Raw genomic sequence first — 26,172 nt, forward strand, 5'->3', positions numbered from 1 at the left:
CCGGGGCTCGGTGCGTTGCGGGCGGCCGCAACGCAGGGCTCCGCGTCAGCCCCGCCGCGCGCGGAACAGGTCGCGGATCAGAGCGATCTCGGCACCGTGGTGCAGCAGTTCCTGATTGACCCACCAGACCGTTTCGATGAATGGATCCTCCGGGTCGCTGCCGTGCGGGTACGTGCTGTGTCCCACGGTGTCGAGCGCCGCGTCGTCGGCGCCGAGCAGTGCCTCCCGCCAAGCGGTGGCGGCGGCTTCGAAGGCCGCGACCGCCCCGGCGGCGTCCCCGGCGACCACGTAGTCGTCCCGCGTCAGGGTGTGGCTGCCGATCGTGTGGTCGGCGCGGAGGGCGAGCAACTCGCTCAGGTGACTCAGCCGCCACGCCAGGGTGGTGAACGGCGGCGGCGTGGGGTGCGGCGGAGGTGTCGCGTCGCGGCCCCAGTCACCCGCGCCGACGAGAACGGTCGCTCCGGGCCCCGGCCCCGCCGTGCGCCGCCGGACCGACCAGCAGCCCGCCACCGGCTCCCAGAGGTACTCCTCGTCGGTCATCGACGCGACCTCGACGTCCGTGCCGTTGCCGCTGTCCATGACGGGGCCGGTCAAACGGTCGGCGAGGCGCCCCCGTGCGAAGTCGAACTGCTGCAGCAGAGGGATCAGGCGTGGTGGTGTCGCCATCGGACGCTCCTGGAGTGGCTGGTCGGACTGTGTGGAACCCTCTCGGGGGCACACCCCTCGTCCGGACCCTGTCACAGCCGGTTCGACACCGCGCTCCATTTTTTGACGATCGGGGGTTCTCCTTGGCTGTAGGGGTCAGCTGCCGCCCCTTGGTGCGGGGAGCGGTCGCGGGGTTGTGGCTCGGTGCCGAGAGCGGGAGCATCGTCGTGGTCGCCCGCGGCACGGCGTTCCCCCATGCCGCCGTAGATGTCCGCCCCCACCGACCGGACAGTACAACTCCGGCTGCTGGGGGCGTAGATGGGCATCGGTCGGGATACGACCGCCCACGGTCGTCGTTCATCGCTCGTTCACCGGGCACACCGTTCGGCGCATCCCCTGACACGCCGTCGGCATCTACGCTCGGCCGCGCACCGATCAACGTCGTCCCGGCCGGACCCCCGGCTTTCGACAACGTTGTCCAACTTGGCGGAAGGTAAAGCGACATGGCCCTCAGACGGTTGCCCGTGGCGAGGCGTTTCGGCGCGCGAACGGCCGCCGTGATCCTCACCGGCGCGCTCGCTGCGGCGTTCATGCCTCCGGCCGCCGAGGCGGCCACCGGCCTGGTCCCGCACCCCGCCGCCTACGTCGATCCGCTGATCGGCACCGCGAACGGCGGCAACACCTACCCGGGCGCCACGCTCCCGTACGGCATGATCGGCTGGTCGCCGACAAGCACCAGAGGGGATCAGACCAGCACCGGCGCTGCCAATGGATACGACTACGGCACCACCCGGCTGCGCGGACTGAGCCTGACCCATGTGAACGGCGCCGGGTGCAACCCGGGCGCCGCCGGTGACGTACCGATCATGCCGTTCGTCGGGGACGTCACCTCCTCGCCGTCCGCCGACACCAAGGACGCTGTCTACGCCGCGAACTTCTCGCACGACAACGAGCGTGCCGTGCCGGGCCGTTACACCCTCGGGCTGGACAACGGCGCCACCGCCGACCTGGCGGTCAGCCGCCGCTCAGGCGTGGCCGACTTCACCTTCCCGGCCGGCAAGCCCGCCAACCTGCTCTTCCGGGTCTCCAACTCGCTCAACGGCAGCGAGGACGCGGAGGTCGCCATCGATCCCGTACACCACAAGGTGACCGGCTCGGTGCTCACCGGCGCGTTCTGCGGGCGGCGCGCCAACGGTGGTACCAACAACCGCAAGAGCTACTACCGGCTCTACTTCAGCGCCTCCTTCGACCGTGGCTTCTCCTCGACCGGTACCTGGAGGGACGGCACGCTCACCCCGGGCGCGACCACGGGCAGCGGCGGCGAGGGCTACGCCACCGGCGCCGACCGGGCCGGCCGGGGCTCCGGCGGCTGGGTCGGGTTCGACACCGGTGCCGACGACGACGTCCACATGCGGATCGGCATCTCGTACGTCAGCCTGGCGGGGGCTGAGGCCAACCTCAAGGAGGAAGTGGCCCCGCACGCCGGAGTCGACGACGTGGCGGCCGACGCGCGCCGCACCTGGGACCGGGAGCTGCGCTCCGTACGCATCGGCGGCGGCAGCACCGCGCAGCGCACGACCTTCTACACCGCGCTGTATCACTCCCTCATGCAGCCCAACCTGATCAGCGACACGGACGGCCGCTACCCGGGTATGGACGGCGCGCCGCACCGGGTGAAGCGCGGACAGGGAGCGCAGTACAGCAACTTCTCCGGGTGGGACCAGTACCGCGCCCAGATCCAGCTGCTGGCACTGCTCAAGCCCGAGATCGCCGGCGACTTCGCCCAGTCGCTGTACAACTTCGCGCAGCAGAACGGCGGGGTGTGGGACCGCTGGGTGCACATCAACGGTGCCACGCATGTGATGACCGGAGACCCGACGGCGGCCACCCTGGCCACCTTCTACGCGATGGGCGTACGGAACTTCGACTACGAAGGCGCCTTCGAGTCCCTCGCACGCCAGGCGACCGTCCCCGTCGACGACGGTCTCTCCGATGCGGGATGCCCCGGCCAGTGCACCGGGCAGCGGCCCAATCTGGCGCAGTACCTGACGTCGCACTACGCACCCCAGGACGTGTGCCACTGCTGGGGCGGCGCGGCGGAGACGCTGGAGGACTCGGTGGCCGACGCGGCTCTCGGCCGCTGGGCCGAACTGCTCGGACGTGATGAGCAGGCCGCGTACTTCAAGGAGCGCGGCGGCTGGTGGCGCAACGTGTTCAACTCCACGGCCACCGACGGCGCCGGGACCACCGGTTACATCCAGGCGCGCAACGTCGACGGTTCGTGGGTGACCCCGTTCAACCCCGGGAGCGACCTCGGTTTCGCGCAGGGCACCAGCGCCACGTACACCTGGATGGTTCCGCAGGACGTGCAGGGGCTGGCCGAGGCCATGGGCGGCCGGGACCGGGCCGCTCAGCGGCTCGACGCCTTCTTCCACAAGGCCGACGGATCCTGGTCGGTGAAGGGCGGCGACGCGCTGCGCTACGACCCGACCAACGAGCCCGGCATCCACGCCCCTTGGCTCTACAACGCCCTGGGACAGCCGTGGAAGACGCAGGCGACGGTGCGTCAGATCCTCGACACCGTCTACGGTACGGGCCCTGCCGGCCTGCCCGGCAATGACGATCTGGGGACCATGTCCGCGTGGTATGTCTTCTCGGCGCTCGGGCTGTACCCGCAGACGCCGGGCAGCGCCACGATGCTGCTGGGCACCCCGCTCTTCCCGGACGCGTTGATCGACCGCGCACACGGCAGGGACATCACGATCGTTGCCCCGGACGCCGACGCCGGCCATCCGTACGTCGACGCGGTTCGGGTCAACGGGCGTACAAGCGACCGGTCCTGGACGGACGCGAGCCTGGTCACCCGTGGCGGCACCCTCGCCTTCCGGTTGGCTGGAGCACCCGACTCCAGCTGGGGCACGGCAACGTCCGGACTGCCGCGGTAGGGGACATACCGATCGGTTCCGGATCCCGGCGAGCGGGTCGCATGGCCTGCTCGCCGGGTGCCGGTCACCATTTTCTATCGTTGAAAATTCTCTGTGCACGACCGTTGTTATGCGTTTGGTGTTGTGGCTCAATGTTCGATTGTGTGCGTGCCTCGTTGTGTGCGAGGCACTTCAGCTCTCGACGAGGACGACGCCTTGAGACGACAACTGCCCCGCCCCCGAGTCCTGTTCAGATCGATGGCCTGTACGGCCGCGCTGCTGATTCCCCTCGGGGCCACTCTGGTTCCTGCCGCTGCCGCCGCCCCTGCTGCCGCCGTCCCCGCGAGCGCCGCATCGACCGCCACCGCGAAGGCCTTCGCCGACGACGACCCGACCGCCGATGTGCACGGGCTGAAGGGCGAGTACTTCCGCATGTCCGCGCCGGGCGCCCGCGACTTCGCCGAGCTCGGCGGAGTCGCACTCGACCCGGAGATCAATTTTCCCGGTCTGACCGGGGCGTTCGAGTCCACTACGGGCAGGACGGAGAACACCACAGCCCGCTGGACCGGCAGCATCACAGCCCCCGAGACGGGTGACTACACCTTCGCCGCCAGCGGCGACAACGGCTTCAGGCTCTCCATCGACGGAAACGTCGTCATCGACCACTGGCTGCCGGACTGGGACAACGAGCAGACCAGCAGGCCGGTTGCCCTCACCGCGGGCGAGCCGCACCAGTTCCGCCTGGAGATGTTCCAGGACACCGGCGGCGCCAACATGTTCCTGCGCTGGTCCAGTGCGAAGCTCAAGAAGCAGATCGTTCCCGAGTCCGCCTTCACGCCGCCGGCCGACTTCGAGGTCTACCCGGTCGCACTGAGCGTTGCGGAGGACGGACGGCGCCTGCAGGCGACCTTCGAGGACGAGGTCAAGAACCTCGGCTCCGTGCAGGACCACCTTGCCATCGAGGCCGACACCTCGCCCATGCCGGTGAAGTCCGTGGTCAAGGCGTCCAACAACTCCCACGCCGTGATCGTCGACCTGACCGCGCCCGTCCAGAAGGGTCAGCAGGTCCGGGTGGCGTACGACGGGAAGGGCGGGCTCCAGGCCGGCGGCGAGACGGTTCCCCAGATCAGCCGTACGGCGAAGAACCTCTCCACGCACCGGCTGACCACGACCTGGGGCGACAAGCTCGACCGCAACCACCCGCTGCCCGAGTACCCCCGCCCGCAGCAGGTGCGTGACCGGTGGAAGAACCTCAACGGCCCGTGGGAGTTCGCCGGCGCCACCGCCGACGAGCAGCCGGTCTTCGGCAAGAAGCTCGGCGAGCGCATCACCGTACCGTTCCCGGTCGAGTCGCAGCTCTCCGGACTCGAACGCCATGAAGACCACATGTTCTACCGCAAGCTCGTGACCGTTCCCAAGAGCTGGTCCGTCGGCAAGGGCAAGGACGGCAGGCGGCTGAAGCTCAACTTCGGCGCCGTCGACTACCGGTCGGTGGTCTGGGTCAACGGCACGAAGGTCGCCGAACACACCGGTGGCTACACCTCCTTCAGCGCCGACATCACCGACGCGATCAAGGGCAGCGGCCCGCAGGAGATCGTCGTCGCCGTCACCGACACCACCGGCCCCGACCAGCCGAAGGGGAAGCAGTCCAGCAACCCGGGTGGCATCGTCTACACCGCGTCCTCCGGAATCTGGCAGACGGTGTGGATGGAGCCGGTCGCCGCGGCCTCCGTGGACTCGCTGACCACGACGCCGGACATCGACAAGAGCACCCTCGCCGTGACCGTCAACTCCGCCGCCGCTTCGTCCGGCGCCCGCGTCACGGCGGTCGCCCGCGACACCAAGGGACGGGTCGTCGGCACGGTCAGCGGCCGGGCCAACACCCCGCTGAGCCTGCCCGTCAGCAAGCAGCACCTCTGGACCCCCGACGACCCGTACCTCTACGACCTCGACGTCACCCTGACGGACGGCCGTTCCAAGGACACCGTCGACAGCTATTTCGGGATGCGCTCCATCGGGATCGCGAAGGTGGGCGGCTACCAGAAGCTTGTTCTCAACGGGAAGCCGTTCTACTCGCTCGCCATGCTGGACCAGGGATTCTGGCCCGACGGTCTCTACACGCAGCCCAGCGACGCCGCGCTCACCTTCGACCTCAAGGCACAGAAGGACCTCGGCTTCAACGCCGTGCGCAAGCACATCAAGGTGGAGTCCGCCCGCTGGTACTACCACGCCGACCAGCTCGGCCTGCTGGTCTGGCAGGACTTCGTCTCCAGCGACATCACCGGTGAGAAGGGCCGGCAGGCCTTCCTCTCCCAGGGCGAGCAGATGATGCAGCAGCTCCACAACTCGCCGTCGATCGGTGGCTGGATCGTCTTCAACGAGGGCTGGGGCGAGTGGGACCGCACCGAGACCGGGAAGATCGCCGAGTCGGTCAAGGCGGCCGACCCGTCCCGTGTCGTCAACGCCCACAGCGGTGTCAACTGCTGCTCCTCGAAGGGTGACTCGGGCAAGGGCGACATCATCGACCACCACGACTACCTCAACCGCGAGGCGCCGTTCCCGGACGACCGTGCCGCGATGGACGGTGAGCACGGCGGCTTCACGCTCCGTACCCCTGGACACATGTGGCCGGGGGCGCCGGCCGCGATCTACAGCGGTGTGGCGGACAAGGACGCCCTGACGGCCAAGTACGTCGACAACACCCGCACGTACTACCTGGCGGCGGCCGACGCCGAGCTGTCCGGCTCGGTCTACACCCAGGTCAGCGACCTGGAGAACGAGCTGAACGGACTCTGGACCTACGACCGGCGCGAGATCAAGGTCGACCCCGGGAAGGTGCGGGAGATCAACCAGCAGGTCATCGCCGCCGGTGCGACCGCCGGACACCGCGACGAGGTGAAGGGCGGCGCCGGCTGGCCGCTCGATGAGGGCAAGGGTACGACCTCCGCCGACCTCGGCCCCAACCACAGCAGCCTCACGCTGAGCGAGGGCACCTCCTGGACACCTGGTGTGCACGGTTCCGCGCTGAAGTTCAACGGTCAGGGACAGTACGCCCAGACCGGTGGTCCAGCCGTCGACACCACCGGGAACTACACGGTCTCGGCATGGGTGTCGCTGGACTCGCTCCCGGGCAACTACGCGACCGCCGTGAGCCAGGACGGCAGGCGGACCGAGAATCCGTTCTACCTCCAGTACGGGCAGGGCGCCTTCGCGTTCAGCACGCCGGGCGGCAACCGGGCGCGGCTAGAGATGAAGCCGGAACTCGGCACCTGGTACCACCTCGTGGGTGTGCGCGACGGTGACGAGGTGAAGCTCTACCTCGACGGGAAGCTCGTGTCGACCACCGCGGCCGGTCCCGCCGACGTCAGCACCGGACCGCTCTCCGTGGGCCGCGCCCAGTACGCCGGCCAGAAGGGCGACTTCTGGAACGGTTCCATCGACCAGGTGAGCGTGTTCGACAGGGCTCTCACCGCCGACGAGGTGAGCGCACTCCACGACAGCGAGCAGCCGTAGCACGACAGAGGCCGGCCCGGCAGCGACGGAACACCGTCGGTGCCGGGCCGGCCGTTGTCAGCGGTCCGTCAGGTCACGGAGCCAGCAGTTGCCAGAGGTGGTCGTCGGTGCCGTTGTCGCCGAATTGGACGACGTGGGCGCTGTCGGCGGTGGACATGTTGTCGACGCCCAGGACCTTGTCGGAGTGGCGGTTGCGGATGCGGTACCAGCCGTCGCCGTTGGGGACGAGTTGCCAGAGGTGGTCGTCGGTGCCGTTGTCGCTGAACTGGACGACGTGGGCGCTGTCGGCGGTGGACATGTTGTCGACGCCCAGGACCTTGTCGGAGTGGCGGTTGCGGATGCGGTACCAGCCGTCGCCGTTGGGGACGAGTTGCCAGAGGTGGTCGTCGGTGCCGTTGTCGCTGAACTGGACGACGTGGGCGCTGTCGGCGGTGGACATGTTGTCGACGCCCAGGACCTTGCCCGAGTGCAGATTGCGGATCCGGTACCAGCCGTCGGACAGCCACCGGGGGGCGTCGGGTTCAGCCGTCGGGAACGCCGTGATGCGCAGCCGCGCCGCCCCCATGGGGACGAGCGTGACCTCTTCCAACGGTTCGGTGCTCAGCGCGGGGCTGTCCTGGAGCGGTGCCACGACATGCTCGCTGTCCGCCGTCCATTCGGGGATGCGGCGCGCGCGTGCGGTCATGGTCAGCGGCGTGCCTTCGAGGGTGAAGGGGTTGTCTCCGGGCGGCCGGCCGGTGGAGCGGTGCCGCAATGATGCGGTCGGCTGCTGCTCGTCCAGTACGAGGCCGTAGTTCCAGGCGCCGGTGGCGTGCACCTCGTACTCCGGGAACTGTTCGGTGCCGCCGATGCGCCGGTACTCCTCCCCGATCCGGAGCGAGTACGTGAGCGGTCCGCGGTCGACGCTCACCGCGCCGTGGTTGTCCGCCCAGGTGCGCACGGTGGTGCGCTGGGGGAATCGCAGGGTGACCTTGTCCCCGTCGGACCAGTTCCGCTCGATACGGGTGAAGGCCGGGCCCGCCGGTGCGCCGACGCGACGCCCGTTGACCCTGATCTCGGGCTCGGAGCACCAGGCGGGAACTCTCAGCACCAGCGGGAACCGCAGGTGCTTCGGCGTCCTCACGGTCAGCGAGACCGAGTCCGTGAACGGATAGCCGGTCTCCTCGGTGACGGTGACCTCCGTACCGTCGGCGACCTTCGCCGTGACCTCGCACGCGGCGTACATGGCGGCGGCCAGGCCCCCGTCCGGGGTGGCGAGCCAGAGCTCCTCGACAAAGTAGGGCCAGCCCATGCCGTAGTTGTGCGGGCAGCAGCGGTACTGGTCGACGCCCGGAAGATACGCCTGCATGGCGAAGCCGTTCTGGAACTGCCGCCCGCTCTTGGGGACGTTGTCCAGATCGACGCTGTTCGCGCTGGTGATGTAGTGGATCGCCCGGCCCGACGGATCCAGTGACGCGGGAAGCGAGTTGAAGGCCAGCTCCTCGCAGCGGTCTGCCCAGAGCGGGTCGCCCGTGATCCGGGTCAGCAGCTGATGGCTGGCCATGAACTCGACGATGCCGCACGTCTCGAAGCCCTGCCGTGGATCGCGGTGGCCCGGGCGCGCGTTCTCGTCACCGGCGAAGCCGCCGCCGGGGAACTGCCCGTACTGGTCCATGACCTTGCCGTACGTCCCGTACGTGGCCCGGGTGTCGTCGGCCGAGCCGCTGCGCAGCGCGTACTGTGCGGGCTCGCGGAAGCCCTGCGCGATGTTGACGTTGTGCAGATTGACCAGATTGTCGGCCCAGTTCGCCCCGTTGGCGTGGATCTTGTCGGCCAGGTCGAGCAGGAACGAGTCCCCGGTGCGGTTGAAGAGCCAGAACACACTGTCCAGGCCGTCGCCCCAACGTAGCGCGATCCAGCTCGTGTTGAAGGCACCCGGCCCCTGGGCGTTCATATAGCGGAAGAACCTGCTGAGGAACGGGATGATGCGGCTGTCGCCGCTGTACTCCTGCCACGAGCGGAGCGCCTGGACGAGCGGGAGGAACGGCCAGAAGTCCGGGCCGCCGTTCAGCGAGGTACGCAGCGCCTTGGGGCCGAAGAAGCCGTCGGGCCGCTGCGTGGTGAGGATCCCGTCGAACCAGCGGCGTACCGACGCAAGGGCCTTGGCGTCCCCGGTGACGATCGCGAGATCGGTGTACCCGCGCAGCCAGTACGGGACCTCCTCCCAGCCACCCAGCTCGGGGCGGACCCAGCCGGTGGCGGTGAAGTCGAGGAAGTGCGAGAACTCCTCGTAGTGACCGCACAAACCGTCGAGCTGGAGGCGGAGTTGTCCGGCCAGCCAGCCGCGTGCGGTGATCCGGCCCGGCGGGAGCTTCAGGAATGCGGTCGGGTGCAGAGGTGCGGCGTTGGGGGAGTAGTGGCCGCCGTGGGCGGCTGCCACCCGGTTCCCGGCGGCGGTCGCGGTCGTGGCCCAGCGGCCGGTCGCGGTCGTGGCGGCCGCGGTGGCCAGTGCGCTGGTCATGAGCTGTCTGCGGTTCAGGGGCATAGGGGGGAGCTCCTGTTCTGCCGGCTTGAGCGGGCAAGGGGAACGCGTGGTGCGGCCGTGACGGGCCGGTCCGGGACCGGCCGCCGTTTTCGCGCATGGCAAGAACTGCCGTCGCGCCGGGCGTTGCCCGGACGTCAACTGCATTGCAACGTTGGAAACTTGGCGTTCGGCCGTATGACAGCACGCCGTTCGGATGCTGTCCAGAGGTGTCGCGGCATCGATTCGCCCTCCATGGGCCGGTCTTGGGGAGTCGTCGGCGTGCTGCGCCGACACATTTTGGAAACGCATCGACAACGCTCTTGCCGCCTGTGCCGCACCGCCTATATAACGTTGTAAACCGAGCCGCCGACAGGCCGCGCAGGCTCTCACGACCGCAGCTGGAAGCAGCAGTCCGTGCAGCTCGAAGCGGGGCCGTGAGGAATGCAGTGACATCAGCCGCCGAGTGGCTGATGCATCGTCCAGCCATGCCCCGACCGCACGCCCGCCGGTGTGCCGTCATCCCGCCAAGGAGCGTCCCCGCGCATGATGATCCAGCGTCGAACCCGTACCCTCGCCGCGGCCTGCCTGCTCGCCGCCACCGCCACGCTGGCCGCTTCCGGCTGCTCCAAGTCGGAGACCTCGAACAACGCCGGCGGCGACAGCAGCCAGGAGGCCCAGGCCGCCAAGACCCCCGAGGCCACTTCGGGTTCCGGCTGCTCGCTGCAGACCTATGGCGCGCCGAAGCTGGACCTGAAGAACACGGTGGTCGGCTTCTCCCAGTCGGAGAAGGAGGCCAACCCGTTCCGTATCGCCGAGACCCAGTCCATCAAGGACGAGGCCGCCAAGATCGGCGTGAAGAAGCTGCTCACCACCAACGCGCAGTCGCAGCTCTCCAAGCAGATCAGCGACATCCAGGACATGCTTTCCCAGGGCGCTCAGTTCCTCATCGTCGCGCCGCTGAACTCCGACGGCCTGGAACCGGCCCTCAAGGCGGCCGCGGCGAAGAAGGTCCCCGTCCTCACCATCGACCGCAAGGTCAACTCCACCGCCTGCAAGGACTACGTGGCCTTCCTCGGCTCCGACTTCGTGGAGCAGGGCAAGCGCGCCGCGGACGCGATGATCAAGACGACCGGCGGCAAGGGCAAGATCGCCATCCTCCTCGGAGCGTCGGGCAACAACGTCACCACCGACCGCACCAAGGGCTTCGTCGACCAGATCAAGGCGAAGGCACCCGGCATGGAGATCGTCGCCCAGCAGACCGGTGAGTTCGCCCGCGACAAGGGGCAGCAGGTCATGGAGCAGCTCATCCAGTCCAAGCCCGACATCACCGCCGTCTATGCGGAGAACGACGAGATGGGACTCGGCGCCGTCACGGCGCTGAAGGCCGCCGGGAAGAAGCCCGGCAAGGACGTCAAGATCGTCTCCGTCGACGGCACCCGCAACGCCGTTCAGGCACTGGTCAACGGCGAGTACAACGCCGTCATCGAGTCGAACCCGCGCTTCGGGCCGCTGGCCTTCGCCACCGCCCAGAAGTTCTACGGCGGCGAGGAGATCCCGGAGAACGTGATCATCTCCGACCGCGCGTACGACGAGAGCAACGCCAAGGCCTCGCTCGGCGGAGCGTACTGAGCCGCACCCACTCCCGTACCGACTCCTCAGGTTCACCGCCGCCGTGGCGCTCCCACCCGCCACGGCGGCTTCGGGCCCACACCTTGGAACAGCGGAAGGCCAAGACCCATGGCACCACCCGAAGCAGTACCTCGGGCACCGGAGGCGACTGCCCCGCCCGCGGCCGACACCGTCCTCGAAGCCCGCTCGGTGAGCAAGAGGTTCCCGGGCGTCGTCGCTCTCGACGACGTGACTTTCTCCCTGCGGGCGGGGGAGACCCACGCGCTGGTGGGTGAGAACGGCGCCGGCAAGTCCACCCTGATCAAGGTACTGACCGGCGTGTACCGGCCCGACGAGGGCGAACTGCGGATGTCCGGCCAACAGGTCAGGTTCGCCCGGCCGTTCGAGGCCCAGCAGGCCGGTATCTCCACGATCTACCAGGAGGTGAACCTCGTCCCGCTGATGAGCGTGGCGCGCAACATCTTCCTGGGCCGCGAGCCCAAGAGCCGCCTCGGCCTCATCGACTTCGGCCGTATGCACCGCGAAGCGGCCGACCTGCTGGACGGCTTCGGCGTACGTGTCGATCCCCGACGGCCCCTGCACACCCTGGGCATCGGCACCCAGCAGATGGTCGCGCTGGCCCGCGCCGTCTCCGTCAACGCCCGGGTCGTCGTCATGGACGAACCCACTTCCTCGCTCGAACCGCGCGAGGTCGAGACGCTCTTCCGGGTCATCGAGAACCTGCGTGGCCAGGGCATCGCCGTCCTCTACGTCAGCCACCGCATGGACGAGCTCTACCGGATCTGCGACCGCGTCACCGTGCTCCGCGACGGCCGCCACATCCACACCGGCGACCTCGCCGGCCTCGACCGCATGCAGCTCGTCTCGATGATGCTCGGCCGCGACCTGGCCGAGGTCCGCCGCAACGGCACGACCGGCTTCGCCGCCGAGGGACACGACGCGGCACGCACCCCCGTACTCACAGCGAACGGGCTCTCCCGCGACCGCCAGCTCCACGACATATCGCTGTCGCTGTACGCCGGTGAAGTACTCGGACTCGGCGGCCTCCTCGGCTCGGGCCGCAGCGAGACGGCGAAGGCCCTGGCCGGCGCCCTGAGCCTGGACGCGGGCGAACTCACCGTCGGCGGCCGCAGGCTGCGCCGGCTCACCTCGGCGGGCGCCATCCGCGCGGGCATCAGTCTGCTGCCCGAGGACCGCAAGGCCGAGGGGATCGTTCCCGGTCTCTCAGTGCGCGAGAACATCGTGCTGGCCGCCATGCCCCGACTGTCCCGCGCCGGCGTGGTCTCCCGCGCCAAGCAGGACCGCATCGTCGACATCTTCATGAAGCGACTGCGGATCAAGGCGGCGAGCCCCGAGCAGAAGGTCGGTGAACTCTCCGGCGGCAACCAGCAGAAGGTCCTCCTCGCCCGCTGGCTCTGCCTGGAGCCCAAGGTCCTCCTGCTCGACGAGCCGACACGCGGCATCGACGTCGGCGCCAAGGCCGAGGTCCAGAGCCTCATCGACGACCTCGCGGGCGAGGGGCTGGCCGTCCTGCTCATCTCCTCCGACATCGAGGAACTCATCGAGGGCGCCGACCGCATCGTCGTCCTGCGCGGCGGATCCGTCGCGGGCGAACTGACGGGCGACGACGTAGGCGAGAGCCAACTGCTCGAAGTGCTCGCCGACCACTCACCGGTGCCCCGCCCCGACGTGGAGCCGGCACCGGCGCCCACCGGGAAGGCCCCGGCAGCTCAGGAGGACCCGCGATGACCACCCAGGCGACACTCGCCTCACCCGCCCGTCCGTTCGCGTGGCTGCGGAACCCCGCCTGGTACCAGGAGTACGGCGTGTACGCGGCTGTGGCCGTGCTGCTGGTCTTCAACGCCGTGTTCACCGAGCACTTCATGACCGCCGACAATCTCCGCACCCAGCTGGTCCAGGTCGCCCCCATCGTCATCGTCGCCCTGGGCATGGCCCTGGTCATCGGCACCGAGGGCGTCGACCTGTCCGTCGGCTCGACCATGGCGCTGGCCGCCGCCCTCCTCCCGCTCTACCTCGGATACGGGCTCGTGCCGGCGCTCGCCGTCGCGCTGCTCGCCGGAGCGGTCGTCGGAGCGGTCAACGGCGCCCTGGTCTCGCTGATCGGGCTGCAGCCGATCGTCGCCACGCTCGCCCTGTTCGTCGGCGGACGGGGACTGGCCCTGGTCATGGCCGACGGTCAGCTCAAGCAGATCGTCAACCCCGACCTGCTCTCGCTCGGCACCGGGTCCTTCCTCGGCATCCCGCTGGTCGTGGTGATCGCCGCAGTGCTCGCCGTCGCCGTTGCGTTCCTCGTGCAGCGCACCACCTTCGGCCGTCAGATCGTCGCCGTCGGAGGCAACCGGCCCGCTGCCGCCCTTGCCGGGCTGCCCGTCCGTCGCGTCCTGATCGGTGTGTACGTGCTCTGCGGGGTGCTCGCCGCCCTGGCCGGCATCCTCGCCACCGCCAGGCTCACCGCCAGCGACCCCTCCTCGCTCGGCACTCTGATGGAACTCTCCGCCATCACGGCCGTAGTCGTCGGCGGCACCCCGCTGAACGGCGGCTCCATCCGAGTGCTCGGCACCGTCGCCGGAGCCCTGCTGATGCAGCTGCTCCGGGCCACCCTCGTCAAGCACGACCTGCCCGACTCCACCGCACAGATCGCCCAGGCGGCGATCATCATCGCCGCCGTCTACGTCGCCCGGGAGCGTCGGTCCCGATGAACGAAACCACACCCGCCCCCGCCCCCGCGGCCCAGGCGCTCGCGCCGCAGAAGACGCCCGCCTCCGCCGGCCGCAGCGTGCCGCGCCCGCCGTCCAGCGGCACCGAGCCGACCCTCGCACAGCGGCTGGCCGAACTCGTGCAGCGCCAGGGCGTGCTCGCCGTACTGCTCACGGTCGTGATCGTCGCCTCGTTCGTGTATCCGACGTTCGCCACCCTGGACAACGCCCGCGGCGTGACCGTGCAGGCGTCCTTCCTCGCCGTCGTCGCCCTCGGCATGACGATGGTCATCATCACGGGCGGCATCGACCTGTCCGTCGGATCCGTCTTCGCCCTGGGCGGAGTGCTCGCCGCCTGGGCCTCGCAGTGGGGTCTCCTGCCCGCCCTGCTCGTACCGCTCCTGGTGTGCGCGGCGATCGGTCTGCTCAACGGGTTCCTGATCGCCCGCGCCGGGATGGCACCGTTCATCGTCACGCTCGCCACCCTGCTCGCCGCCCGCGGCATCCTCCTCGCCTTCACCGACGAGGGCGCGACGACGTACCTGGTACCGAAGGGATCCGCCTTCGCCGAGCTCGGGCAGGGCAGCATCTGGGGCTTCGGCTATCCGATCCTGATCGCCCTGGTGCTGTTCGGCGGCGGCGGGCTGCTCCTGCAGCGCACCTCGTTCGGACAGACGCTCTTCGCCGTCGGCGGCAGCAGCGACGCGGCCACCCTGATGGGCCTTCCCGTCGCCCGTACGAAGATCCTCGTCTACACGCTCAGCGGTCTGCTGGCGGGACTCGCCGGAGCGCTCAACGCGGCCAGACTGTCCTCCGGCGTCACCATCATCGGCGTGGGCATGGAACTGGACGCGATCTCCGCGGTCGTCATCGGCGGCACCCTCCTCATCGGTGGCGCCGGATCGATCAGCGGCACGCTCTGGGGTGTCCTGCTGCTCGCCGTCATCCAGAATCTGATCAACCAGATCGGCTCGCTGAACTCCTCCTACCAGTCGGTGGTCAGCGGTGGGTTCCTTATCGTTGTCGTCGTGGCCCAGCGCTATCTGGCGCGCAGCCGCAGAACCACCTGAACCGTACCGGGCCCGGGTCCGCCGGTCCCGGGCCGGAGCAAGCGATCCAAGCGCGACACCGCGCGCCGAGTCGAGTCAGGGAGTGCCGTGGGCGTCAGCCTCAAGGACGTTGCGCAACGGGCGGGCGTGTCGATCAAGACCGTGTCGAACGTGGTGAACAACTATCAGCACGTCACACCCAAGATGCGCGCCAAGGTGCAGCAGGCCATCGACGAACTCGGCTACCGTCCGAACCTCACCGCACGCCATCTGCGCAAGGGCCGCACCGGCATCATCGCCCTTGCCGTGCCCGAATTCGGCAACCCGTACTTCGCGGAGCTGGCCGGCGCGGTCGTCGACGCGGCGGCCCGGCACGACTACACCGTGCTGGTCGACCACACCGGCGGCCTCCGGGAGAAGGAACTCCTGGTCAGCCAGGGCTTCCGGTCCCATGTCATCGACGGCCTCATCCTCAGCCCCATCCACCTGGAGACCGAGGACCTGATGGCGCGCACCGAGACCGCGCCACTGGTGCTGCTCGGCGAGCGTGAGTACGAGGCCCCCTACGACCACATCGCGATCGACAATGTGGCGGCCTCCCGCGACGCCGTACGGCACCTCATCGACCTGGGGCACCGCCGGATCGCGTTCCTCGGCTCACGCACCGGACGCGAGCGCCAGCCCGCGCACCTGCGGCTGCGGGGCTGGCGCGAGGAGCTCGCCGCCGCGGGCATCGAGGCCGACGAGTCCCTGGTCGTCGTCACCGACGGATACGGACGCGAGGACGGGGCCGTCGCCATGGCGGCCCTCCTCGACCGCGGCGAACGGCCCGACGCCGTCTTCGCGTACAACGACCTCATCGCCATCGGCGCCATGCGCACCCTCTCCGAGCGCGGGCTGAGGATTCCCGACGACGTCGCCGTCGTCGGCTTCGACAACATCGAGGAGAGCCTGTACGGAGCCACCACGCTCACCACCATCGCACCGGACAAGGAAGCCATCGCCCGGCTCGCCGTCGACAGTCTCGTCGAACGGCTCTCCGGCAGTCCGGTACCCGAACCTCGAAGGCCCCGCCCCGGTTACCGGCTCATCGTCCGCGAATCGACCGTGATGCGGCCGCCCGCCGAGCAGTCCGGACCCTGAGGGGGTCCTGTCCGGCCGGTCAAGCCGGGCCCGCCGGCCGGACACCCCGCGGGCCGTCCGGGGCCTGTCCCTGAAATCGCCTGGTCCGCCGCCCGTCACCAGGTTCTCCGAAGAAGGATCTCCGATGCCTCGCCCCACCGTGCACCACCAACCGTTCGGCGCTGCCCACGGCCGCTCCGACGTCGATGTCTGGACACTCGACTCCGGTACGGGAGTCCAGGCCGAGATCCTCACCTACGGCGGCATCCTGCACAGCCTCACCGTGCCCGACACCGACGGAGCCGCCGCTTCGGTCGTCCGGTCCCTGGCCACGCTCGACGACTACATGGGGAAGAACCCCTTCTTCGGCGCTCTCATCGGCCGCTTCGCCAACCGCATCGCCCACGGCCGCTTCACCCTCGACGGGACCACCCACGAGATCCCCGCCAACGACCGCGGCCACGCACTGCACGGCGGTCCCGAGGGCTTCCACACCAGAATGTGGCAGGCCACCGGTCACACCGGCGACGACACCGCGGTCGTGCGGCTGACGCTGCACAGCCCCGACGGCGACATGGGGTTCCCCGGAGCGCTCGACGTCACCGTGACGTACACCCTCGACACCGCGGGCACACTCGCCCTCGACTACACGGCGACCACCGACCGCCCCACTGTCGTCAACTTCACCAACCATGCCTACTTCGCCCTGACCGCGGAGGGTGACATCCTCGACCACGCGCTGCAGGTGGACGCCGACACCTATCTGCCCGTCGACGCGGACGGCATCCCGCAGGGCCCCCCAGCCGACGTGCGCGGCACGCCGTTCGACCTCACCACCCCGCAGACCATCGGGGAGCGGATCGCGCTGCCGGACGAACAACTGCGCATGGCGGGCGGCTTCGACCACTGCTGGATCGTCCGCGCGCCCGGGGCCCCGGAAACCCTTCGGCGTGCCGCCCGGCTCACCGCCCCCGCGACGGACCGGATCCTGGAAGTCTGGACCACCGAACCCGGCATCCAGGTCTACACCGCCAACCAGCTCGACGGTTCGCTCGCCGGCACCGCAGGCCGGCGCCACGAGCGGCACGGTGCGCTCTGCCTGGAGACCCAGCACCTGCCCGACTCACCCAACCGCTCCGCGTACCCCAGCACCGTGCTGCGCCCCGGCGACGTCGCGCGCAGCCGCACCGAGTTCCGGTTCCCGCACCTCGACGCGTCGGCGCGCTGAGCCACCGCCGCAGGTGACGGGCGTGCCCGGAGCACGCCCGTCACCCCCGTCGGTGTCCGCGTCTACTTCGGACAGGGGCCGTCGGCCCCGATCCTGCCCGGCGCCGCGTTCCTGCCGCCGAGGTCGAGTACGTACACCCGCAGATTGCCCTTGCCCGGTGCCGGGACGGCGAGGGTGCCGCCCGTCACCACCTGGGTGTCCCCGGTGACCGCGTCCTTGTAGGTGCCGTTGGGGATTCCGGCGTACGTGTGCGCTCCGGTGACGGTCACCAGGGCGAAGCTGTCGACGCCGCTCGCCGTGTCGGTGCAGCGGCGTTTGTAGGCCATCGAGCCGGTGATGCCGTCGGTGGAGTACTGGCCCATCTGCAGGGCCGGCACCGACCGCCGTATCTCGTTGAGCCGTTGCAGATGCTTGACCAGCGGCTTGCCGAGCATGTTGGCCGTCGCCGCGTTCTCCGAGGCAGCGGCCGGGACGGAGGGGGCGGGACCGTCCGGGTGCGGTACCGCTGCGAGCAGCCCCAGAAGCCCGGCGGCCACCACGGCTGCCGCCAGGGGGCGTCTCGGCAGGCGGTGGGGGGAGCGTCTCATGCGTATCTCCAGGGGGAGGGCAGCGGCCGGCCGGCCGCTGCAGCCAAGAGTGCGGCTGCTCATCGGGCAACCGCGGTCCCGCCGGAGAACCCTGACGCGCCCCGGGGTTCGGGCGAGCAGTGCATCCCGTCAGCAAGAGCTGTCAGAATTTGCTGCAATCTTTTGCGGTCAGGAAGTTACCCGTGCATGACAGGTACGTAAAGAGTCGCAGCACGGCCGGTCGCGACCGACCGTGCCGCGCTCGGTCGCGACCGGCCGGCATCACGGCACAGCGGCGGTCACTGTCCGGGAAGCGTCCGCCCTGCGAGGGCCTCCGCGGCCGCCTGCCCGCAGACGCGCGCCGCGCCGTGGGTGTCGATGCGGACGGCGCCGCCCGGACCGGAGTGCGGGACGCCGAGTTCCACCGTGATCGCGTCGGGGCGGCGGCCGAGCAGCACACGCAGCCAGTCCTGCACGGCGGGCCGACGGTGGGCGTCGCGGACAGCGAGGACAAGCGGCCGGCCGGCGGCCTCGGCGAGGATCCGGTCGGCATGCGCCGGGTCGAACGGGGCGAGGGCGGGCAATGTGGTGCGGACGGTCCCGGGCATCAGCGCGGTGAGGGCGGCACCCAGACCCCACGGCACTGCGTCGCCCTGGACCACGGTGCCGGGGACGCCGAACTCGACCAGGACGGCCGCGGTTTGCAGCGGCAGTGCGGTGGGGTCCTCGGCGCTGATGCGCAGCGCGCGGCGGGCGGCGGTCAGGCCGAGAGCCCGATCGGGTGACGGCGCGGGAACGGACCCGGCCAGGGCCCGCTGCCAGGCGGCGAACTCGGCGGTACGGGCCGCGGCCTCGGCGAGCCGTTCCTCGCGGAGTTCGCCGCGGACCACCGCGTCCGCGACGGCGGCACGCAGGTCGGCGAACTCGGTGTCGCCGGACCGGTCACCGAGGCAGATGAGGTCCACCCCGGCGGACAGCGCACGGACGGCCGCGCCGGCCAGTCCGTAGCGGGCGCGGACCGCCTGCATCTCGATGGCATCGCTGACGACGAGTCCGTCGAACCCGAGCTCCTCGCGGAGCAGTTGGGTGACCACGCGAGGGCTGACGGTGGCCGGGCGGTCCGCGTCGTAGGCGGGGATGAGCAGGTGGGCGGTCATCACCGCGCGGGCCCCGGCGGCGAGGGCGGCGCGGAACGGCGGCAGGGCCAGCTCCGCGATGCGGTCGGCGTCCATGGTGACGGTGGGCAGGTCGAGGTGGGAGTCCGTGTCGGTGTCGCCGTGGCCGGGGAAATGCTTGGCGCAGGCGGCGACCCCCGCGTCGTGCAGCCCGCGCACCCAGGCGGCGGTGTGCCGGGCGACCAGCGCGGGGTCGGCGCCGAAGGAGCGGACGCCGATGACAGGGTTGTCGGGATTGGAGTTGACGTCGGCGTCGGGGGCGTAGTCGAGGCCGATGCCGACGGCGCGCAGTTCGCCGCCGATGGAGGCGGCGACAGCGGCGGTGAGCTCGGGATCGTCGACCGTACCGAGGGCGAGGTTGCCCGGATAGGAGGATCCGGTCGCGGTCTCCAGCCGGGTGATGTCGCCGCCCTCCTCGTCGACGGCGATCAGTACATCGGGGTTCTCGGCGCGCAGGGCGGCGGTGAGCGCGGCGGTCTGCGCGCGGTCTCGGATGTTGGGGCCGAAGAGGAGGACCGAGCCGAGTCCGCCGGCCAGCCGGCGGCGGATCCACTCGGGGGCGGTGGTGCCACGGAAGCCGGGCTGCAGCACCCGGTCGGCGAGGGCGAGGAGTTCACCGTCGGCCCGGGTGGGACGGGGGGAGTCGGTGGGTGGCATGGCGGTTCCTCTCGGGCTGGGCGGTCGGTTGCTCGGGACGGCCCGGGCGGTCGGGGCCACCGAGAGGTCAGACGTCCTTGCTGTACGTCCAGAAGACCCGGCCGAGCTGTGCGTCGACGGCGCGGGCATAGAAGTGGATGGGGGCGGTCCAGCCGATCTCCGCCTCGTCGAGTCCGGAGGCGCGCTGGTCTGCGAGGCAGCGGCGGAGCAGTACGGTGCCGACGCCGAGGCCGCGTTCCGAGGATTCGGTGCCCATCGGGCCGAACCAGGATCGGCGGTTGACGCCGTGGCAGGCGAAGCCGACGTAGATGGGGCCCTCGGCACCTTCGCGGACGGCGACATGGCCGCGCGGAGGTGAGTAGGTCAGGGCGCGAGCCGCTTCGCCGTCCCAGGAGCCGCCCCACTGGTTCATCCAGGCGAGGAACGGCTTCTCGTCCGCGGGCGTGAGGCGGCGGATCTGCACCCCGGCAGCGGCCAGTCGCGCCTCGTCCTCGGCGGTGCCGAGCGGGGCGGTGCGCAGGTCGACGCTCAGGTTGAGGCCCTCGGGACCCCGGGTGTAGCCACTGGATTCGGCCAGGCAGACGGCGCGGGTGTAGCGGATGTCGATGCCGGGCCAGGCGTAGTAGGGAGGCCTGCCGCGGATCATCAGCCGGCCGGCCCCGGCGGCGACGAGGAGTTCCTCCGCGCGGGTGAGCAGAGCGCGGCCGATTCCGCGGCTCTGTGCCCCGGGGAGTACGGCGAGGAGGTCGATGTGCCCCGTGGCGGGGGCACTCGCGGTGGCGGGGCGGAGTGCGGCGAGGGCGACGCCTACCGGCTCGCCCTCGTCCTCGGCGAGGATCCGCAGCTGCGGGAGGTCCGCAGTCTGCCCCCACAGCAGATCGAACACGTCCTCGGCGTCGCTGTCGTGAACAAGGGCTGCGCGGGTGAGGGTTCGCAGGGCGGGCAGGTCGTGCTCGGTCGCGGTGCGTGCCGCCGGAAGGTTCGTCATGCCTGCTCCACCTCTAGGTAGTTCCGGGGACACCGGATTGTAAGTGAATGACATCGGGGCTCGGTATTGCGGTGGAAATTTACCAGCGGGATGATCGGGATGTCAGCCCCCGTACCCCATCGGAAAGCAGGCCGTGATGAACGTCCGCGAAGATCCCGCAAGTCCCCCCGATCCAGCAGACCTCGTCAGGAACGCGGTGGAGCAGGGTGTCGTGCCCGGAGCCGTCCTGATCAGCGGTCGCGGTGCGCACGGCCCCGTCCGTACCGCCGCGTTCGGCACCACCGCCGACGGTCCGTCGGGGCGCCCGGTCACTGCGGACACGGTCTTCGACCTGGCATCCCTCACCAAGGTGGTGGCCACCACGCCCGCCGTGCTGCGGCTCGCCGACACCGGGGCGCTGCGACTGGACGACCCGGTGCGCCACCACCTGCCGGGCTTCGCGGGGGCCGGCAAGAGTGAGGTGACGATCCGTCACCTCCTGTCGCACTCCTCCGGGCTGCCTCCGCACCGGGACTACTGGCAGCTTCCCGGCGGCCCCGCCGACCGGCTCGCCGCCGTCCTCGCAGAGCCTCTCGACCACCTTCCCGGCACCGTCGTCAACTACTCCGACCTGGGGTTCATCCTGCTCGGCGAGATCGTCGCCAAGGTGGCCGGAGAGCCGCTCGACACCGCCGTACGGGAGCTGGTGCTCGACCCGCTGGGCCTGACCACCACCCGCTACCTGCCGCCCGCGGACTGGCGGGCGGTCACCGCCGCGACCGAGGCACCGCCCGGCGGAGAGCCCAAGCGGGGCGTGGTGCACGACGAGAACGCCGAGAGCCTGGGCGGTGTGGCCGGCCATGCCGGGCTGTTCGGGACTGCGCCGGACCTCGCGCACTACCTTCGCGCCTGCTGGCTGGCCGACGAGTCGCCGCTGTCGGCCCGCACCCGCTCCGAGGCGCTCAGCCTGCAGACCGTGGGGCTGGACGGCGCGCGGGGGCTGGGCTGGACGTTGCCCGGCGACACCTGGGACCACATGTCCCCGCACTGGCCCACGACCGGCGCCGGGCACACCGGCTTCACCGGTACCAGCCTGGCGCTCGACCCGGTCACCGGGATCTGGGTGGTGCTGCTGACCAACGCCGTGCACTACGGACGCGGGGCGCGGGCGAAGGAGTTGCGACGTGCTGTGCACGCTGCCGTGGCGGCCCGCGCCGAGCCCGTGGGCGGCTGAGCGCCAAGTGGTGCATCGAGGCCCCGAATCGTACATATCCCGGATACCCAGCGACGCGTACCCCAACGAACCCGTAGGATTCCCACATGGCTGCCCCACGTGACCGACAGCGCGGAGGCGGCGACGCCCCCCGGCGCTCCGCAGCACCCACCGCAGAGCGCGCGACGCCGCCACAGACGGTGCTGGTGCAGATCCGGGCCCTGCTGCCTTCTCTGCCACCCTCCGAGCGGCGGGTCGCCGAAGCCGCGATCGCCGATCCGGTCGGGGTCGCAGGGAAGACCATCAGCGAACTCGCCGCGGAATGCAGCACCTCCGAGACCACCGTCGTCCGGTTCTGCCGGGCCGTGGGCCTCAAGGGCTACCCCGACCTGCGGATCAAACTGGCCTCGGCGGCCGGCAGCGAGGACAGCGGCCCCGCCTGGTCCAGTGCCGGCAGCGACATCGGGCCCGGCGACTCGCTGGCCGACGTGGTCGGCAAACTGGGCTTCGCCGACGCCCGCGCGGTCGAGGACACCATTGCCCAACTCGACCTCAACGTCCTGCAGCGGGCGATCGACGAAGTGGTCGGGGCGAGTGCGGTGGATCTGTACGGCGTCGGCGCGAGCGCGCTGATCGCGCTCGACTTCCAGCAGAAGCTGCACCGCATCGGGCGCCGGGCGTCCGCCTGGCCGGACCCCGACGGTGCGCTCACCTCCGCGGCGCTGCTCGGCCGGGGGGACCTGGCGATCGGCATCTCGCACACCGGCGCCACCACCGACACCGTGGCAGCGCTGGGCGAGGCCTGGGACAACGGTGCCACGACCATCGCCATCACCAACTTCCCGCGCTCGCCGATCGCCGAGGTGGCCGACCACGTGCTGACCACCGCCGGGCGTGAGACCACCTTCCGGTCCGGCGCGATGTCCAGCCGGATCGCCGCGCTGACGCTGGTGGACTGCCTGTTCGTCGGGGTGGCCCAGCGCAACTACAGCCGCACGACACGCGCGTTGGAGCGCACGTACACGGCGGTGCACCGGCGGCGATCCCCGCAGTGACCGGTCTCCGGTGACAAGGATGCCCCGCGACCCGGTGGGTCACGGGGCATCCTTGTCAGCCCTCAGACGAGGGTGCGCAGGGCCGCGCGGACGCTCCCGCCGGCGGCCTCCAGCGCCTCGCGCGCCTGCTGCGGGGAGCAGTCGGCGAGCAGGCCGACCAGAGCCGTCTTCAACTCCCCTCCCGAGGCGGCAAGGGCAGCACCGCAGCGGTCCTCGTCGAGCCCGGTCGCCTCCACCACGATGTTGAGGACCCGGCCGCGCAACTTGTCGTTGCTGGCGGCCACATCGACCATGAGGTTCGAGTACGTACGACCCTGCGCCACCATCACTGCCGTGGACAGGTTGTTGAGCACCATCTTGTGCGCGGTGGCGGCCTTCAGGCGGGTGGAGCCCGCGATCGCCTCCGGGCCGGTGTCCACCCCCAGGTGGATGTCCACCTGATCCGCCAGCTCGGCCCCGGGGTTGGCGCTGACCAGCGCGGTGAAGGCGCCCGCCGCCCGAGCGGCGCGCAGGGCTCCGCCGACGTAGGGAGTGCGGCCGCTGGCGGCAATGCCGACAGCGATGTCACCCGGCCCCACCTCGGCAGCATCGGCCGCCCCGGCGGACTCCTGGTCCTCGACGCCCTCCACCGGTTCGACCAGTGCGCGCAGTCCGCCCGCGTGATGGGCGACCACGATGCCGGGCGGGAGGCTGAAGGTCGGGATCAGTTCGGCGGCGTCCATCACGGCGAGGCGGCCCGATGTGCCCGCGCCGAAGTAGTGCAGCCGGCCACCCGCCCGGACCCGGCGCGCCGTCTCGTCCACCAGCCGGGCCATGTCGGGCAGCACTGCGGCGACTGCCTCGGCCGGGATCCGGTCCTCGGCGTTGAGCAGACGCAGCACCTCCAGGGTGGACACGTCGTCGATGTCGCGGGTGCGGGGGTTACGGCGTTCGGTGGGGGCGTCGATTCGTACCGGAAGCTGCGGGTGCATCGCGGTTTCCTCTCGGTGGGAGGGCGGGGCGGACGAGCGCGCGTAACTTTGCCACATGGATTGACGGTTGAGCGTAAGTTTCCGCCCGAGTGCGTGGTGGCGTTGTCGACCCATCGCCGCGATTCGGGCGATCTCGGGCCTCACGTGCGGCGGTAAATTACGAACTGGATTCAGCCAACGCAACTCATTGACATACCCATGGCGCCGCTCCTACGGTCTGCACACCCCCCAGACCTTGTCCCACACTCCACTTCTGCCTGCCGATCGGAGACCACGCGCTATGGTCCGGTTCAAGCACTTCGTCGCAGCGTCCGCCGCCCTCGCGACCCTCGGTACCCTCGCCGCGTGCGCACCGGATTCCGGTGCGAAGAACGGCGCCAACGGCGGTGGCGTCTTCACCACGGTCGACGCGAACAACCCGATCACCCCGGGCGCGCCGATGAACCCGTACAGCCCGAACGGAAACACGTTCCTCAGCTACAACTCGATGCGCCTCGGGTTCGAGAAGAAGAACCCGATGGATGCGAACGACGCCTTCCCGGGCCTCGCCAAGAGCTGGGAGATCAAGGGCGACACGCTGGTCGCGCACATGCAGCCCGACGCCAAGTGGTCCGACGGCAAGCCGGTCACCGTCGAGGACATCAAGATGTCCATGGCCATCGCGCTCACCCAGGGCACCGCGTCGGTCGGCTCGGGCCAGCTGAGTGAGGGCCTCAACGTCGCCTCCGTGACCGCCGTCGGCAAGCACGACATCGAGTTCAAGCAGGCCGCCGGAACCAACAACGCGAACTTCGCGAAGCAGATCCTGGGCCAGTCCATCGTCCCCAAGTCGGTCTACGGCCACCTCGTGCCGGCCGACATCTGGGACACCATCGCCGCAAGCCAGCAGGTGGACGCGGCCCAGGCGAAAGCCGCCCAGGCCGCCGTCGACAAGCTCAACGAGACCGGCAAGGCCATCGCGGCCTTCGCGCCGAAGAAGGACGTCTCGGCCGGCCCGTTCGTGGTCAAGCGTGTCAACCCCGGCTCGGCCATCCTCGTCCGCAACAAGTACTTCTACGACCTCGGCAAGATCGCTCCGAGCCAGGTGGTCATCCGCCACTACTCCGGCAACGAGCAGATCTGGGGCTTCATGAAGAACGGTGACCTGGACGCCGCGCCCTTCACCGCCATCCCCACGAACGTCCTGAACCAGATCCTGGCCAAGGGCTACAAGCGCGCCGACGGCACCTCCTACGTCAACGCCTCCATCGCCTTCAACCAGAGCAAGGCACCGTACGACAAGAAGGAGGTGCGCCAGGCCCTGGCGTACATCCTCGACCGCGAGGCCATCACCAAGGTGGGCCAGCCGGTCGGCGGCATGGCCTCCACCGCTCCCGCCGGCATGATCCGCAAGTCGACCGAGCAGTGGCTGGGCGCCGACGAGGTCGGAAAGCTCAACCCGTACGCCCACGACGAGGCGAAGGCCACCGAGCTGCTGAAGGGCGCAGGCCTGAAGCAGAAGGGCGGCAAGTGGTACTTGGCGAACGGCAAGCAGTGGAAGATCACGCTGCAGACCGTCAACGGCTTCAGTGACTGGATCGCCGCCTCCACCGTCGTCGCCAACGAGCTCACCGCCTTCGGCATCGAGACCAAGCCGGCCCTCTCCGCCGACTTCGGCGCGTACCAGACGGACATGGCCGCCGAGAAGTTCGACGTCGGCTGGTGGCTGACCGCCGTCGGCGCCGACCCGCGCCAGAACTTCCAGCGCCTGTACGGCGAGAGCGACGGCTTCGTCGCCAACGGCGACAAGGTCACCCACACCGAGAAGAAGGGTGACGGCAACTGGATGCACGGCGACGAGACCTTCACCGTCGACGGGCAGTCCATCAACCCCGGTCAGCTCACGGCCAGCCTCGCCGGCCTCGACACCGAGGCCAAGAAGCCGGTCATCACACAGCTGGTCAAGGCCACCAACCAGGAAGTTCCCGTCATCCCGATGTGGGACTACACCAACGTGAAGTTCACCTACGACAAGAACTTCACCAACTGGCCGAAGAACGGGCAGGACGCGATCCTCGCCAACCAGCCCGGCGTGTGGATGATGCAGGGCTACATCCAGGCCAAGGGCAAGTGATCCAGGCCGGGTAACCACACCGAGCAACTACCGCACGGCGCACCACCGCGGGGCGGCAGCCGCACCAGGCCGTCGCCCCGCTCGCGCGCTGATCTACAACTACCCCCTACGACAAGGAAGGAGGT

The 26,172-nt window shown here is 70.0% G+C and carries 16 protein-coding genes and 1 pseudogene; 11 read left to right on the forward strand and 6 right to left on the reverse strand.

The window, feature by feature from the left end:
- Positions 1 to 45 precede the first annotated feature (45 nt).
- Positions 46 to 666: a DinB family protein gene (locus OHA88_RS38175; RefSeq protein ID WP_328628869.1), complete on the reverse strand. Its 621-nt coding sequence runs from the start codon at positions 664 to 666 to the stop codon at positions 46 to 48.
- A 482-nt stretch (positions 667 to 1,148) separates the two neighbouring features.
- On the opposite strand from OHA88_RS38175, the gene OHA88_RS38180 reads away from it, so the two are divergent.
- The gene (locus OHA88_RS38180; protein ID WP_328628870.1) at positions 1,149 to 3,590 is read left to right on the forward strand and encodes a GH92 family glycosyl hydrolase; all 2,442 of its coding nucleotides are present in this window, start codon (positions 1,149 to 1,151) and stop codon (positions 3,588 to 3,590) included.
- Positions 3,591 to 3,785: 195 nt separating this feature from the next.
- Positions 3,786 to 7,082, forward strand: a complete 3,297-nt coding sequence (locus tag OHA88_RS38185; RefSeq protein WP_443044325.1) for a LamG-like jellyroll fold domain-containing protein — start codon at positions 3,786 to 3,788, stop codon at positions 7,080 to 7,082.
- A 73-nt stretch (positions 7,083 to 7,155) separates the two neighbouring features.
- Here the strand turns inward: OHA88_RS38185 and OHA88_RS38190 are convergent, their stop codons facing one another.
- Positions 7,156 to 9,606, reverse strand: coding sequence for an RICIN domain-containing protein (locus tag OHA88_RS38190; protein WP_328628871.1), 2,451 nt, complete (start codon positions 9,604 to 9,606; stop codon positions 7,156 to 7,158).
- A gap of 522 nt (positions 9,607 to 10,128) precedes the next feature.
- On the opposite strand from OHA88_RS38190, the gene OHA88_RS38195 reads away from it, so the two are divergent.
- From OHA88_RS38195 to OHA88_RS38220, 6 genes are all read left to right on the forward strand, one after another.
- The gene (locus tag OHA88_RS38195) at positions 10,129 to 11,214 is read left to right on the forward strand and encodes an ABC transporter substrate-binding protein (protein ID WP_328628872.1); all 1,086 of its coding nucleotides are present in this window, start codon (positions 10,129 to 10,131) and stop codon (positions 11,212 to 11,214) included.
- A gap of 108 nt (positions 11,215 to 11,322) precedes the next feature.
- On the forward strand, positions 11,323 to 12,963 hold the full coding sequence (locus tag OHA88_RS38200) for a sugar ABC transporter ATP-binding protein (protein WP_328628873.1): 1,641 nt from the start codon (positions 11,323 to 11,325) through the stop codon (positions 12,961 to 12,963).
- A complete protein-coding gene (locus OHA88_RS38205) occupies positions 12,960 to 13,934 on the forward strand; it encodes an ABC transporter permease (protein ID WP_328628874.1) in 975 nt (324 codons plus the stop codon). Before OHA88_RS38200 ends, OHA88_RS38205 begins: the two co-directional genes overlap by 4 nt.
- Positions 13,931 to 15,001 carry an ABC transporter permease gene (locus OHA88_RS38210; protein WP_328628875.1) on the forward strand — a complete coding sequence of 357 codons (1,071 nt, stop codon included), beginning with the start codon at positions 13,931 to 13,933 and terminating at the stop codon, positions 14,999 to 15,001. Before OHA88_RS38205 ends, OHA88_RS38210 begins: the two co-directional genes overlap by 4 nt.
- Positions 15,002 to 15,088: 87 nt before the next feature.
- Positions 15,089 to 16,123: a LacI family DNA-binding transcriptional regulator gene (locus tag OHA88_RS38215; protein ID WP_267006677.1), complete on the forward strand. Its 1,035-nt coding sequence runs from the start codon at positions 15,089 to 15,091 to the stop codon at positions 16,121 to 16,123.
- A gap of 124 nt (positions 16,124 to 16,247) precedes the next feature.
- The gene (locus OHA88_RS38220; RefSeq protein ID WP_328628876.1) at positions 16,248 to 17,330 is read left to right on the forward strand and encodes an aldose epimerase family protein; all 1,083 of its coding nucleotides are present in this window, start codon (positions 16,248 to 16,250) and stop codon (positions 17,328 to 17,330) included.
- 62 nt (positions 17,331 to 17,392) lie between these two features.
- Here OHA88_RS38220 and OHA88_RS38225 read toward each other — a convergent pair.
- The 3 genes and pseudogenes from OHA88_RS38225 to OHA88_RS38235 form a co-directional block, all read right to left on the reverse strand.
- Positions 17,393 to 17,770 (reverse strand): annotated as a pseudogene (locus tag OHA88_RS38225) (alpha-amylase); the annotation flags it as partial.
- Positions 17,771 to 18,195: 425 nt separating this feature from the next.
- On the reverse strand, positions 18,196 to 19,728 hold the full coding sequence (locus OHA88_RS38230) for a glycoside hydrolase family 3 protein (protein ID WP_328628877.1): 1,533 nt from the start codon (positions 19,726 to 19,728) through the stop codon (positions 18,196 to 18,198).
- Positions 19,729 to 19,795: 67 nt separating this feature from the next.
- Positions 19,796 to 20,716, reverse strand: coding sequence for a GNAT family N-acetyltransferase (locus tag OHA88_RS38235; RefSeq protein ID WP_328628878.1), 921 nt, complete (start codon positions 20,714 to 20,716; stop codon positions 19,796 to 19,798).
- A 136-nt stretch (positions 20,717 to 20,852) separates the two neighbouring features.
- Between OHA88_RS38235 and OHA88_RS38240 the strand changes: the two genes are divergently transcribed.
- Entirely contained in the window at positions 20,853 to 21,929 is a 1,077-nt protein-coding gene (locus OHA88_RS38240) for a serine hydrolase domain-containing protein (protein ID WP_328628879.1), read from the forward strand.
- An 86-nt stretch (positions 21,930 to 22,015) separates the two neighbouring features.
- Positions 22,016 to 22,963: a MurR/RpiR family transcriptional regulator gene (locus OHA88_RS38245; RefSeq protein ID WP_267006682.1), complete on the forward strand. Its 948-nt coding sequence runs from the start codon at positions 22,016 to 22,018 to the stop codon at positions 22,961 to 22,963.
- Between the two features lie 62 nt (positions 22,964 to 23,025).
- Here OHA88_RS38245 and murQ read toward each other — a convergent pair whose 3' ends face one another.
- Positions 23,026 to 23,934, reverse strand: coding sequence for an N-acetylmuramic acid 6-phosphate etherase (gene murQ, locus OHA88_RS38250; protein WP_328628880.1), 909 nt, complete (start codon positions 23,932 to 23,934; stop codon positions 23,026 to 23,028).
- Positions 23,935 to 24,214: 280 nt separating this feature from the next.
- On the opposite strand from murQ, the gene OHA88_RS38255 reads away from it, so the two are divergent.
- Positions 24,215 to 26,047, forward strand: a complete 1,833-nt coding sequence (locus tag OHA88_RS38255; protein WP_328628881.1) for an ABC transporter substrate-binding protein — start codon at positions 24,215 to 24,217, stop codon at positions 26,045 to 26,047.
- Positions 26,048 to 26,172 lie beyond the last annotated feature (125 nt).

The organism is Streptomyces sp. NBC_00353, assembly GCF_036108815.1.
Taxonomy (GTDB): Bacteria; Actinomycetota; Actinomycetes; order Streptomycetales; family Streptomycetaceae; genus Streptomyces.

What these genes read in the sequence shown, in the direction of transcription:
- OHA88_RS38230 (WP_328628877.1), bottom strand. Translation starts at nt 19,728, where the DNA reads ATGCCACCCACCGACTCCCCCCGTCCCACCCGGGCCGACGGTGAACTC.
- murQ (WP_328628880.1), bottom strand. Translation starts at nt 23,934, where the DNA reads ATGCACCCGCAGCTTCCGGTACGAATCGACGCCCCCACCGAACGCCGT.
- OHA88_RS38210 (WP_328628875.1), top strand. Translation starts at nt 13,931, where the DNA reads ATGAACGAAACCACACCCGCCCCCGCCCCCGCGGCCCAGGCGCTCGCG.
- OHA88_RS38175 (WP_328628869.1), bottom strand. Translation starts at nt 666, where the DNA reads ATGGCGACACCACCACGCCTGATCCCTCTGCTGCAGCAGTTCGACTTC.
- OHA88_RS38205 (WP_328628874.1), top strand. Translation starts at nt 12,960, where the DNA reads ATGACCACCCAGGCGACACTCGCCTCACCCGCCCGTCCGTTCGCGTGG.
- OHA88_RS38240 (WP_328628879.1), top strand. Translation starts at nt 20,853, where the DNA reads ATGAACGTCCGCGAAGATCCCGCAAGTCCCCCCGATCCAGCAGACCTC.
- OHA88_RS38180 (WP_328628870.1), top strand. Translation starts at nt 1,149, where the DNA reads ATGGCCCTCAGACGGTTGCCCGTGGCGAGGCGTTTCGGCGCGCGAACG.
- OHA88_RS38200 (WP_328628873.1), top strand. Translation starts at nt 11,323, where the DNA reads ATGGCACCACCCGAAGCAGTACCTCGGGCACCGGAGGCGACTGCCCCG.
- OHA88_RS38190 (WP_328628871.1), bottom strand. Translation starts at nt 9,606, where the DNA reads ATGCCCCTGAACCGCAGACAGCTCATGACCAGCGCACTGGCCACCGCG.
- OHA88_RS38195 (WP_328628872.1), top strand. Translation starts at nt 10,129, where the DNA reads ATGATGATCCAGCGTCGAACCCGTACCCTCGCCGCGGCCTGCCTGCTC.
- OHA88_RS38235 (WP_328628878.1), bottom strand. Translation starts at nt 20,716, where the DNA reads ATGACGAACCTTCCGGCGGCACGCACCGCGACCGAGCACGACCTGCCC.
- OHA88_RS38255 (WP_328628881.1), top strand. Translation starts at nt 24,215, where the DNA reads ATGGTCCGGTTCAAGCACTTCGTCGCAGCGTCCGCCGCCCTCGCGACC.
- OHA88_RS38245 (WP_267006682.1), top strand. Translation starts at nt 22,016, where the DNA reads ATGGCTGCCCCACGTGACCGACAGCGCGGAGGCGGCGACGCCCCCCGG.
- OHA88_RS38220 (WP_328628876.1), top strand. Translation starts at nt 16,248, where the DNA reads ATGCCTCGCCCCACCGTGCACCACCAACCGTTCGGCGCTGCCCACGGC.